At 43.0% G+C, this 12,190-nt stretch carries 8 protein-coding genes; 2 read left to right on the top strand and 6 right to left on the bottom strand.

The window, feature by feature from the left end:
• Positions 1-216 precede the first annotated feature (216 nt).
• Together FWE23_10395 and lpxI are read left to right on the top strand one after the other, a co-directional pair.
• The gene (locus tag FWE23_10395; protein ID MCL2845837.1) at positions 217-4,521 is read left to right on the top strand and encodes an acyl-CoA dehydratase activase; all 4,305 of its coding nucleotides are present in this window, start codon (positions 217-219) and stop codon (positions 4,519-4,521) included.
• Positions 4,522-4,539: 18 nt separating this feature from the next.
• Entirely contained in the window at positions 4,540-5,400 is an 861-nt protein-coding gene (gene lpxI / locus FWE23_10390; protein ID MCL2845836.1) for a UDP-2,3-diacylglucosamine diphosphatase LpxI, read from the top strand.
• Positions 5,401-5,454: 54 nt separating this feature from the next.
• Here lpxI and FWE23_10385 read toward each other — a convergent pair whose 3' ends face one another.
• The 6 genes from FWE23_10385 to FWE23_10360 form a co-directional block, all read right to left on the bottom strand.
• Positions 5,455-6,141, bottom strand: a complete 687-nt coding sequence (locus FWE23_10385; protein ID MCL2845835.1) for a hypothetical protein — start codon at positions 6,139-6,141, stop codon at positions 5,455-5,457.
• A 31-nt stretch (positions 6,142-6,172) separates the two neighbouring features.
• Entirely contained in the window at positions 6,173-6,520 is a 348-nt protein-coding gene (locus FWE23_10380) for a hypothetical protein (protein MCL2845834.1), read from the bottom strand.
• Positions 6,521-6,525: 5 nt separating this feature from the next.
• Complete coding sequence (locus FWE23_10375) at positions 6,526-7,482, bottom strand: phosphatidate cytidylyltransferase (GenBank protein MCL2845833.1); 957 nt, start codon at positions 7,480-7,482, stop codon at positions 6,526-6,528.
• The gene (locus FWE23_10370) at positions 7,469-8,197 is read right to left on the bottom strand and encodes an isoprenyl transferase (protein ID MCL2845832.1); all 729 of its coding nucleotides are present in this window, start codon (positions 8,195-8,197) and stop codon (positions 7,469-7,471) included. The genes FWE23_10375 and FWE23_10370 overlap by 14 nt, the downstream gene beginning before the upstream one ends.
• A 208-nt stretch (positions 8,198-8,405) precedes the next feature.
• Positions 8,406-8,624: a hypothetical protein gene (locus tag FWE23_10365; protein ID MCL2845831.1), complete on the bottom strand. Its 219-nt coding sequence runs from the start codon at positions 8,622-8,624 to the stop codon at positions 8,406-8,408.
• A gap of 106 nt (positions 8,625-8,730) precedes the next feature.
• Entirely contained in the window at positions 8,731-12,015 is a 3,285-nt protein-coding gene (locus tag FWE23_10360; protein MCL2845830.1) for a hypothetical protein, read from the bottom strand.
• Positions 12,016-12,190 lie beyond the last annotated feature (175 nt).

Genomic DNA, 12,190 nt, shown 5'->3' with positions numbered 1-12,190 from the left:
TTCATTTTAACCTCCCGAGGTTTTTAATTGGTTTATTTTGTCAGTGAATTATTGTGTTTTTACATACTCCTATCCCCCGACGAAAAGAAAATACGTTATTTCCCATAATTGATATTATGTAAAGTAAAATATTTGTTTCTCCCTCTATTATCGGCAAATAGTATTTTGTTTTTGAAATTATTGGTTATTTATTATTTAGTTATTTGGAGTTATTTTATGAAATCTATAAAAACGTTGGGAATTTGTTTTGGCGCCGCTACTGTTCAATATGTCAGATTGGCAATTACTGATAAAGGAAAAAAAATAGAAGCATTTGGGCGAGTGCCGCATGACGGCGACCCAAAAAGTGTTGTTCTTAAACTTCTTACGCAAAAAGATATGACGAAAGTCGATAAAATCGCGATTACGGGGCGAGCATTTCGCTCCTCGGTTGACCTTTCTGCAATATCCGAGCCGCAAGCCGTGGAATGTGCGCTTCGCGAAATATATCCGTGCGGGCAATTTCCGCAACTCGTAATAAGCAGCGGCGGTGAAACGCAATTGGTGTATGTCATAAACTCAAAAGGCGGAATAAACACCGTTCTTTCGGGAAATAAATGCGCTTCCGGAACAGGTGAATTCTTTTTACAACAAATAAGACGTATGGGGCTTACGCTCGACGAAGCAATCGCTCTTGCAAAAAAAGGAACGCCGCATAAAATTGCAGGACGATGCAGTGTGTTTTGTAAAAGCGACTGCACACACGCGCTAAATAAAGGCGAGCCGAGAGAAAATGTCGCGGCAGGACTTTGTATGATGATGGCGGATAAAATCGGCGAACTTGTTAAAGATATGGAAAGCGAAAAAGCAACCATTGTCGGCGGTGGTTCGCTCAATACCGCTATGATAAACATATTGAAAAAGCGCTTCAAAACACTTGACGTTCCCGCGCAATCGGCGGTTTTTGAAGCATTCGGCGCAGCTGTCTGGGCTATCGACAATGACTGCTCTCCCCTGCCGCAAAACATTTCGGACGCATTTTCCGACACGCCGAGTTCGTTTGGTCGCTTGGAACCTCTTGCGAATTATATGAATTTGGTGTCATTCAAGACAATGAAAAACGACCGCGCTAACAAAGGCGACGAGTGCGTACTGGGACTTGACGTCGGCTCCACCACAACCAAAGCTGTGTTAATTCGCAGGTCAGACAGGGCGGTTATTGCGCAAATTTATTTAAGAACTGACGGAGACCCTATTCTTGCGGCACGTAGTTGCTACAAAGCTATAAAAGAACAAATCGGATTTACGAAAACCGAAATCGTCGGGCTCGGAATAACGGGTTCAGGACGGCAAATTGCGGCGCTTCACGCTCTTACCGACAATGTTATTAACGAAATAATTGCACACGCAACAGCGGCAACTTACTTCGATAAAGACGTAGATACCATATTTGAAATCGGCGGACAAGACGCGAAATACACCTATCTTACAGGCGGCGTACCATCGGATTATGCAATGAACGAGGCGTGCAGTGCGGGAACGGGGTCGTTTTTGGAAGAATCGGCGCGCGAAGCTCTTAATATTTTGACCGAAGAAATCGGTGCGCGAGCACTTTTGGGTAAAAATCCGCCCAATTTTACAGACCAATGTTCGGCATTTATTTCGAGCGACATAAAAACAGCAGGGCAGGAAGGAATAGGAAAAGACGACATTCTGGCAGGGCTTGTTTATTCGGTTTGTATGAATTATCTTAACCGCGTTAAGGGAGCGCGTCCTGTCGGAAAAAAGATTTTTATGCAGGGCGGAGTATGCTACAACAAAGCAGTTCCCGTAGCTATGGCAGCTCTTATGGGGAACGAAATTATAGTTCCGCCCAATCCCGGACTTATGGGTGCGTTCGGCGTTGCGCTCGAAACAGCAAACCGTTTGGATTTGTGTTTGTGTCAACCGAGCAAATTTGACCTGAACGAACTGATAAAACGCGAAGCAAAGCGAGAAGGCAGTTTTGTCTGTTTGGGCGGAAAAGAAAAATGCGACCTCAAATGCGAAATCTCGCGAATAAATGTTGGCGGAAAAGTTTTTCCATTCGGCGGAGTATGCAACAAATACTACAATATGCGCCTGCAAAAAGAAGTAGAAGTCGAAAAATTTGACTATGTTGCAATACGCCAAAAGCTACTTTTTGAGGATTTCGGAGTAAAAAATCCGCGTGAAAACGGGAAAACAGTCGGCATTATGCGGACATTCTTGACGCATTCGCTCTACCCTCTTTACTCTAATTTTTTCGACGAACTTGGGCTTCAAGTCGTTCTTGCAGACGAAATTGACCCTGACGGCTTTACGCGAATAGAAGCGGCATTTTGTTTGCCCGCAGAACTTACTCACGGAAGTTTCGCGAATTTGCTCAAAAAGAAACCCGACTACATTTTTTTGCCGCATATATCACATATTCCCGTGAAAAATCCTTCGTCGTTTACAAAAACCTGCGTGTTTATTCAAGGCGAGCCATATTATCTTAAAGCAACGTTTCGCCGTGAAATAGAGGAAAGCAAGACTACTTTGCTCTCCCCTGTTCTTAAAATGGAGAAAGATTATGCAAACCCCGCCGCAAAACGCGAGTTAATCGAAATGGCGGTATCAACATTGAAAATTGACGAGAAAAAGGCGGCTGCCGCGCTCGAAAAAGCGCTTGAACGCCAAAATTCATTTGAAGCAGAACTGCAAAATTACGGACGTAAAGCGCTAAAATACTTAGAAGATACCCCCGACACATTCGGACTTGTGCTTTTTGGACGACCATACAACTCGTTTTCGAGCGACGCCAATATGGGCATTCCGCATAAAGCCGCCTCGCGCGGATATATCGTTATTCCTTTTGATATGCTGCCCACGTCCGAATATAAAGCCGACAAGAAAATGTATTGGGGACTTGGACAAAAAATAATGAAAGCGGCGCAATTTGTTAAGGAGCGTGAAAATCTTTTCGGTATGTTCATAACCAATTTTTCTTGCGGACCCGATTCGTTTGTTTTAAGTTTTTTCCGCAATGTTATGAAAAACAAACCTTCGCTAACATTAGAATTAGACCAACACACGGCAGATGCAGGCATAGACACAAGAATAGAAGCCGCCGTCGATATTATGCAAAGTTTCCGTCGGCTGAATAAGTCCCTCTCCCCTCTCGACTTATCGTCGTTTGTGCAGGCAGTTATGGCAGATAAAAAAATGAAAGTAAAAGCATCCGACGGAAAATTCTATTCGCTTTTTGACCCGAAAGTCGAACTCGTTCTGCCGTCGATGGGACGTTTTGCAACGGAGGCGCTTGCGGCAATATTCAGAAGCATCGGATTAAATTGCCGCGCTCTTCCTGTTGCGGACAAAGAAGTGCTGAACATCGGAAAAAAACATTCCACTTGCAAAGAATGCGTACCTTATATAGTATGTATGGGCGCGTTTTTGAATTATATACAAAACGAGAAAAAAGACAGCGATAAAATCACGCTTTTCTTTATGGCAACCGCCGACGGTCCTTGTCGTTTCGGACAGTATGCCTGTGCAATTACGCAGAACATAGAAAATCTTAAAATAGAAAATGCCGCCGTTTTCACTCTCAGCGACGCTAACGGCTACGGCGGAATTGGAGCTAAAGGAGCGCTCAGAGGTTGGCAAAGTTTCGTTATTTCAGACGTGTTTAACGACATAAAAAGCGTGTTGAGCGTTTGTGCCAAAGACCGCGACAGTGCACTTTTGACATTAGAAAAATGCTGGGTAGAAGTGCTGATGTATCTTGAAGGCAATGCAAAAGGCAGTATAGAAAAAACGCTTGGCAATGTAGCAAAAAAACTCTCGCAAATACCGCTGAAATCCGACCCTGCAAATTCTCCCGTGATTTCGATAATAGGCGAAATATACGTCCGCCGAGATGAATTTTGCCGCAAAAACTTAATCGATTATTTGGAAAACCGCGGTTTTATTGTTAAAATAGCGCCTGTTATAGAATATTTATCTTACAGTAATCACGTAATAAATTCGGGCTTGAGCGACAAAGAAATGAATTTTGCAGATACGTTTTTAGCGCGGATAACTTCAAGTATTCAAGAACGTTGGGAGCGCAAAATTAAAGTAATACTTGCTAAGAGCAAACTGTACAAATTCGAGATGACCGAAGTCGAAAAAACAATTAAAACGGCAGAGCATTTAATCGATGTCAGGCTTCGCGGCGAGGCAATACTCACCGTGGGACTTGGGTTAAGAGAAATTCTGCATTATTCTTGCGGTGTAATATCCATAGGACCTTTCGGCTGTATGCCGTCGCGGGTAGCCGAGGCTATCCTCAAAAAAGAAATGAACGTTGCAGGCAAGGCAAAAATCCCCGATTGGAAAGAAAAAGCGCAGGATTACGCCGAAATCGGAGATTTCCCGTTTTTGTCGATAGAAACAGACGGCACTCCGTTTCCACAGCTGACAGAGGCGAATTTGGAAGCGTTTGTATTACAAGCGCAACGACTTCACGAAATTTTACAAAAAAACAGTTTAAAATAAAGTAAGGAGAAAAAAACAATGACTTCTCTAATTGATACAACGGACAAAGAAGCGCAGAGCAAACTGGGGAAAATATGTGTGATTGCAGGAAACGGGAATTTTCCGTACTTGCTTGTCGAGAGTATGGCAAAAAATAATACGCAGTTTATTGTTGCGGGACTAAACGGATTTGTAGAGGAAAAAGTAAAAGAACTTGCGGAGGTGCACGGAAAATTCATCGAAGTGTTTTTTTCCGATTTTACAAAACTTGTGCGTATTATGAGAAAAGAAGGAGTTTTTACTGTAATAATTATCGGCGGAGTAAACAGAAAAGCTGTGCGGCTCAATAATTTCTATATATTAAAAATGCTCTTCAGGCTTATCTTTTTCAAGAAGAAAAACGACGGAGTTTTCAGAATTATATTTTCGGAATTTGAAAAAAAGGGCTTTCGAGTCGTCGGTATTCAGGACGCTATGCCGTCGCTTTTGGCAAAAAATGGTCTGCTTACGAAAACTAAACCAAGCGCTGAAAACGAAAAAGACATAGAATTTTCTGTTAAAAAATGTAGAGAGTTCGGCAAAAGCGACATCGGGCAATCGATAGTCGTAAAGAACCAAAGAATACTCGGAACCGAAACATTGCTTGGTACAGACGCGCTTATGAAAGAGGCATTTGCCGCCAAAAATGGTGAGGTTGGCGGAATTATGGTTAAATTGGCTAAAATCGGTCAAGAAGAACGCGGCGATATTCCGGCAATCGGATTTAAAACTATTCATCAGTTGATTGATACTAAACTTGACGGAATTGTAATAGATGCCGGCTACAAAACAATTATTGAAGAGAAGGAAAAGCTATCCGAATTTGCTGATGATAACGGTATTTTCATTTTAGCAATTTAGAAAAAACAAAAAACAGAAAAATTTTCTGTTTTTTGTTTTTTCCTTAAAAATCTTTTAGTCCAAAATCACGCCATTCAGAACAAATCGACTGATTGTCGCGTTTGCTTGTCCGCCGATTGCCGTTGTTCCGAGTTTTATTCCTATAATCGTGGTCGGGTCAAACACCGTTCTTATTTGCGGAAAGTTATGAACTACCCAAGCGTGCTGTTTAAATTGCGCGGTATTTGTCGGAGCAAGCGTAAGCGAAACTTCTTTTCCGTTTGTCGGCGGCAAAGTTGTGAAAAAACCTGCGGCAGGATTATACACATACAATTCGGAGTCAGCCAAAATCAACACCAAGGTTTCGTCTGAAGTGTATGTAATGTCGATAGAATTAAAATCGCGCCAATCCGACGAAAGGTTGAACATAATAATTTCAGACCAAGTCCATTTTTCTTCTGCGGGGTTTTCTTCCGCGCGGTTAAAAGTGAAGGTTAAATTTCTTGCCGCATTTCTGAAATTTTCTACGCTTGAGCCGTAAGTGTCGGCGTTTATCACCCAATTATGCGTACCGTCCGCTAAGTCTGAATACAGAATTACAGGCTCTAGAGGCGTCGGCACAAACACGGTCGGTTGCTCTTTGGCTTGCTTTTTTTCTTTAACCGGTTTTGCAATCGGCTCATCTACCACTGCTACCTGTTGCCTCGCGCAACCGATAATTAAAAGACACATCAATGAAATCAAAAAAATCTGCTTCATCATATTAAATCCTTTCAAAAAAGTTTTTGTTTTCTTATTTAAGAACGACGCTCTGCGAAAAAAATCTAAGCGCACTCGCTTCTATTTGGACAATTATTTCTTTTCGGGCGGAGCGGGGAAGTCTGAAAGTTATAGTTTCGCCCGCCACTCTTTTGCGCGTTAATCTTCTGCCGCTCGGGGTAAAAATTGTTATTCGCATATTATCGGCTTCGGGAAGCGTTATCAACATTTCACGCTCATTTACCGAAATTATCGGCGCGGGACCTCGGCTCAACGCTCCGAGAGGCGGTCTTGGCATAGCGGTGGCAGGCGCGGGCAAATTTTCGCTTGCAAAAACAATTTGCGCAAAAAACAAAATATAAAGCAAATGCCTGATTTTCATACATCTTACCCGAAATTATTCGCCAAGGTTATTACTATATGAACAAACGGCGAAACGAACAAAACCGAGTCAAATCTGTCTAAAATTCCACCGTGTCCGGGAATTAAATCGGAAGTGTCTTTCACCGCAAAATAGCGCTTTGTGAGCGAAAAGAACAAGTCGCCGACCTGCGCAAAAATTCCTATAACAACGCCAAGCATTACGCCAAGCCAAATCGGTTCTTGCGGGTTGCCGAAAAGAGCGAAAATTATTGTCATTATCGCAACCGAAAATAAAAATCCGCCGATACTTCCCTCTATTGTCTTTTTGGGCGAAATGTCGCTTAACTTATGCTTCCCGAAAAGCGAGCCGACAATGTATGCCGCGCCGTCGCAGAAAAATATAGCCGTCAAAATCGTTATTAAGCCCAAGTTTGCCGCAAAAAATTGGTTGGTTATCGGAAAAGCCCAAATACTCATAAACGACGGCTCAAGATACTTAAGAAGCGCATCTCCGGCAATACTTAAAAACACCACACCGACAAAAAACAAACTCGCGCGCCTCCATCGAAGCGTCCCTTTTCCTATAAAAAACGCCTCAAACGCAATCAAAAGAAACAGAATATAAAGCGAGTTCTGAAAACTGAGAATATTTACATTAACTATTGAGCCGCACATACTTATGAATAGCCAAATATAGCCGAGCCAAAACCAGTTTTTCCTGAATTTTGTTTTGAGCATTCCAAAATATTCTTTCGCCGCAAGAAGAATAATCAAGAATGCAAGAATAGTCGAAGGATAAATCGGCTTTATTATGCCGTCGAACCTGTCGCCAAACAAAAACGGAAGAAGGTTAATCTGCGAATTTATCAAAAAAAGCGCTAACGGCGCCGCCCAAGCAACAAAAAACATTCGTTTGCCTATGTTTTTAAGCGTTCTCTTCTCGCCTTTATTCTCTGTTTTTTCTTTTTTAATCGTCTTCATCTTCCTTAACCTTTCCAAATCGTCTGTCTGTTTTTGAAAATTGTTCAAATGCTTTTATAAGTTCTTCTTCCTTAAAATCGGGCCAAAGCGTGTCGGTAAAATAAAATTCGGAATATGCCGATTGCCAAAGCATAAAATTACTTATTCGTTTGTCGCCGCCCGTTCGTATTACAAGTTCGGGGTCGCAAATATCGGGAAGATACATATAAGCGCTTAGTTTTTCGATTGTTATGTCGTCTGTGTTCGCCTTTTGCTCTAAGCAGTCTTTCGCAAACAATTTTGCGGCGCGAACTATTTCGTTTCTTCCGCCATAACTTATTGCAAGGCAGAGAGTTAGCCCTGTATTCTTCGACGTTTTATTTATGCTTTCAAAAAGGTCTTTTCTCGCTTTTTCGGGAAGCAAATCCGCATCGCCCATAAGTCGCACTTTCACGTTTTTTTGCATAAGATTCGGCAATTCTTTTTTTATCATTTCCACCAGAAGTTTCATAAGCGCGCTTACTTCATTTGCGGGGCGGTTCCAGTTTTCGCTCGAAAAAACGTAAATCGAAAGGACTTCAAGCCCCAAATTAACGCAACTCTCAACCAAATTATGCGTTGCCTTCGCGCCTTCTTTATGCCCAAACGGACGAGCCAGATTTCTCTGTTTCGCCCATCTTCCGTTCCCGTCCATAATAACGGCGCAATGCTTCGGCACCACCATTTTTTTGTCCATAACTTTCGATTTCTCCAAAATTCAGCACAAAAATACTATTTGCGCAAATAGAAAAGAGACGCAAGGTATTGCGTCTCTGCAAAATATCGAATAATTGTGTAAGAAATCTCGAACCGCTTGCTCAAAATATTACAAACAATTTCCTTTTTCAAATCTGTTTTGAACCACCAGCCAAATTCAGACCAGGCTATCGGGCTCAAAATATATATCACGCATTTACCAAATCCTTCTTCAACGCGGAAAAAGACATGGGTAATAAGTTTGTGCGTCCCGTTTCATAGCGATTTATTCGCGACAAGACCTTCGGGTTTGTTATTTCTCTTTCCTTCAAAATGCGCACATTCTTCACGAACGATATAGAGCTAAAAAAATCTTTGGCGAAAGCCTCTTTTTTATCGACAACATCTAACTCCAATTGACACAGCATAACTCCACCCCCTTTTATAAAAATTTTAAGTTAAAATAATATTTGCCACAACAAATAAGGCGAGAAAAATTCCCCGCCCTTATTAATATCAAAAAAAACGCAAAGTTTATCTACTTACTCCAACCCTCGACGAATAAACAAATCTTCTTCCGCTCTGCCCTACTGCCTCTACGATTATAAGATACGTGCCGCTTGCGACGTATCGTCCGGATTGGTTGGTTAAATTCCAAACGATAGACGTTTGTAGGGGCGACCGCCCCCGGTCGCCCGTGTCGTACGATATATTATTCGGGCGACCGAGGGCGGTCGCCCCTACATCGGTTGCCGTCCATACAACGTTGCCTAATGCGTCCAAAATTCGCAAGGTTATTTGTGCGGGTTCAGGGGTGATTATCGAGATTTTTGCAACGTCGGAGACCACGGAGTTTTCGAGGAGAATGCCGTGGAGACGCGGTTGTGTGTCGGGTCTTGGACGAATAAACGTTCCGCCGTTGTTATCGTTTGCGCCAACGTTTCGCAAAAATGGGAAACCGTTGTTTGTTTCAGAGCTGATGTCCCAAACGCTCTCGAAATCCCAGCCGGTAAATGTTGCGCGGTTTCTTAATTGAGCCGCACTTGTTCCTTCAACGCCAAACAATGGGCAAGGAGTTGCCGAAAATACGCTTTCGATTCTGCTTGCTGACCAATATCCTACGATTCCGCCTACGTTTCGCTGGTTGCCGCTTGCCATTATTGTGCCGTTTATGTAGGAATTTTCAATATCTATGCGGTTTCGCAGAGTTCCTATAAAGCCGCCCGAAAACGTAGAACCCGAAGTTGCGCCTGTTGAGGCGTTTGAGGCGAGAACATCTCCCAAAACAAAGGAATTATTAATATTTACAGAGCCAACCCCCAAAATTCCTGCCCCATATCCGATAAATCCGCCTGAACGGGCTGTGTGATTTAGCCCTGCTGTTGTTGCGGTTGAGGAAAGTGTCGTTAAAACCTCGCCGATAAAATAGGACTCGCTGATGTCTATGCTTGTATTTGCCTGTCCGATTAGTCCGCCTGCAAGTGCTACCGCAGTATTTGTCGTTCCCGAAACTGACGAGCGAATATCGCCCGAAACAGACGAATTGCGTATTGTTACACTCTGCGTTGCACGTCCGACCAAGCCGCCAACAATACTGCCGACAGAACTGTTGGCGGTAATATTTGCCGTTACCGTTGAGTTTTCTATCGTTACTGATCCGTTTGCGTTATTAACCAAACCGCCGAGATTTACGGAAACATTAGAAACACTCGGCGACATATTTCCCGATACCGAAGAGTTTCTTATGGTTACACCGCCTGCTGTGCCGATAAGTCCTATGGAGCCGCTTGTATTTACTCTGACGTTTTCTATTGTGCCGCCATAATTCTCTACCAAACCGCGCGAACTGTTTAGTGTAAGGTTTCTTATTTGCCCGCTGGCATTTCCAAAAAGAGGAGCAGAGGCACCGCTTATTGTGCGACCGGTTCCGTCAAATATTCCTCTGAAAGAATTTGTTGAGGTATTTCCGATTGGCGTCCAAGTTCCGGAAAGCGAAATGTTTGCACCAAGCCGAATAGTGTCTCCCGAAAAACTGTTTCCGGCATTGACAAAATCTCTGAATGCCGCCAAATTCGCTGCTGTGTTGATAGTTCCCGTCCAAAAATGTTGTGTGCCCGTGGTTGCAAAAAGTTCGGTTTCATTGTATTGGATGCCGATTCTTCCGCCGTTTGTTGTCCACCAAATATCCGCGTTTTCGGGTAATGACGTTAAGCCGCAGCGTGGTCTATCTCCTTGCAAAATAAATCTGTTTGTCGGATAAGCAACAACCAAACCGCCGCTTTGATTTGTCGGCATTCGGCTTAACACGCCGCTAACTATCGATGTTCCTTGTGCGGCGACTAATCCGCCGGAAATGTTTATGGCTCCGCTTCCGGCAATCGCTTGTCCTGTTTCGGCTATGATAATTGCTCCATCGCGAACATCTATTGTTCCCGTGCCGGTGCCGAGATTTACGGCGTTTGTTGTTCCCGACGCGGCAACTTTTGCTTCCCAATTTACGGTTGCGCCTTCGCCTATTGTAAGGTTAAGTGCGGCAGTTCGGGCTATGGGCTGTTCGCCGTCGCTTATTATGGTTACTGTTGCGCCGGCAACAACAGATAGTGTTCCCGTAGAAGCAGCAGATACTCGGACAACTTGACCATCCGTAACTGTAATACCTGCCCAATTCACCGTTTCGGAAATTTGTTGAGTGCCGCTTGTTGCCAAAAATTGTGTTTCGTTGTAGAAAATCCCGTTTCTACCACCTTGAACTCCCCAAGAAATGTTTGCGTCGGCTGGTAATGAAATCAAGTCCGTCCTGCTTCCGGGCATAAAAGAACCGCTTGCCGGATATGATACTACTAATCCGCCTGTTTGACTTGTCGGTGCGTGACTAAGCACATTATTGTTGCCAACAATCGTTGTTCCTTGCGCGGCTATTATTCCGCCTGTAATATTTATTATTGCATTGTTTCCGGTAATAGCCTGTCCGGCAGTTGCTTTAATTATTGCTCCTTCGTGAACCTCGAACGTTCCGGTGCTTGCTCCGAGAGATACGGCGTTTATTGTTGAAGAAGTAGTAGTTCTTGCTTTCCATATTACTCTCGCATTCGCGCCAATATTTAAGTTAAGCGGAGCTGTGCGAGAAATCGGATTTTCGCCGTCTGTAACGATAGTTACGGTCGCATTTGCGGGAACGGTAAGAGTTCCAAGTGCCCCCGAACGATTTATTGTAATTATTTCTCCATCGACAGCTTGAAAATTAACTGTTAACCAATCCCTATGCTGTTTTTCTCCGTGGTATATTATTAAGCCGTTAGCGTTAATAGGCCTGTTAATAAATCCGCCATTAATAGCAATGATATTGTTGCCACTCGGAGAGTTAATTGCAAAACCAGTACCTATTGTGCTAATAGATCCTCCATAAATGATAATATTGCTGTTACCTGTTGAATTTATAACGTTTGCAGAACCGGATGTCATATCAGTGTTATGAACAATCTGGCTAATTCTTGCCTCATCGTGAAGCTCAAATGTTCCAGCTCCGGTAATAGTTAAAACAGTTGTACTGGTATTAGATGTAATTCTTGCTTTCCATATTACTACAGCATTGGCACCGATATCTAAAGTTCTCCCTCTGAAACTGCCTAAGTCGGCTCCTTCATTACTTACAATTGTTACCGTAGCGTTTGCAGGAACCCTTATTACGCTAGGATTGTCTGTTCTAAAAAGCGTAATGATTTCACCATCAGTAGCAGCCATATTTGCTATGGTTTGTCCAAACGCAGACACCACAAAAATTACGAACACTATCGCAATTGATTTCAGTTGATTATACATTTTAACCCCCTTTTATTTGTTTCTGTTTTTTTTCGAGACAAAAAACAACGCAAAAATTCTTACGTCGCCCAAGAAAAATTTAGATTTTTTGAGAAAATTATCGCCTGTATGCCTGTATGCCTGTATGCCTGTATGCCTGTATGCCTGTATGCCTGTATGCCTGTATGCCTGTATG

This window comes from Chitinivibrionia bacterium (assembly GCA_009779925.1).
Lineage (GTDB): Bacteria > Fibrobacterota > Chitinivibrionia > Chitinivibrionales > Chitinivibrionaceae > WRFX01.
The sequence above is the reverse complement of the archived record's forward strand: the minus strand, read 5'-3'. Positions and strand labels throughout refer to the sequence as shown.

What these genes read in the sequence shown, in the direction of transcription:
- FWE23_10395 (MCL2845837.1), top strand. Translation starts at nt 217, where the DNA reads ATGAAATCTATAAAAACGTTGGGAATTTGTTTTGGCGCCGCTACTGTT.
- lpxI (MCL2845836.1), top strand. Translation starts at nt 4,540, where the DNA reads ATGACTTCTCTAATTGATACAACGGACAAAGAAGCGCAGAGCAAACTG.
- FWE23_10385 (MCL2845835.1), bottom strand. Translation starts at nt 6,141, where the DNA reads ATGATGAAGCAGATTTTTTTGATTTCATTGATGTGTCTTTTAATTATC.
- FWE23_10380 (MCL2845834.1), bottom strand. Translation starts at nt 6,520, where the DNA reads ATGAAAATCAGGCATTTGCTTTATATTTTGTTTTTTGCGCAAATTGTT.
- FWE23_10375 (MCL2845833.1), bottom strand. Translation starts at nt 7,482, where the DNA reads ATGAAGACGATTAAAAAAGAAAAAACAGAGAATAAAGGCGAGAAGAGA.
- FWE23_10370 (MCL2845832.1), bottom strand. Translation starts at nt 8,197, where the DNA reads ATGGACAAAAAAATGGTGGTGCCGAAGCATTGCGCCGTTATTATGGAC.
- FWE23_10365 (MCL2845831.1), bottom strand. Translation starts at nt 8,624, where the DNA reads ATGCTGTGTCAATTGGAGTTAGATGTTGTCGATAAAAAAGAGGCTTTC.
- FWE23_10360 (MCL2845830.1), bottom strand. Translation starts at nt 12,015, where the DNA reads ATGTATAATCAACTGAAATCAATTGCGATAGTGTTCGTAATTTTTGTG.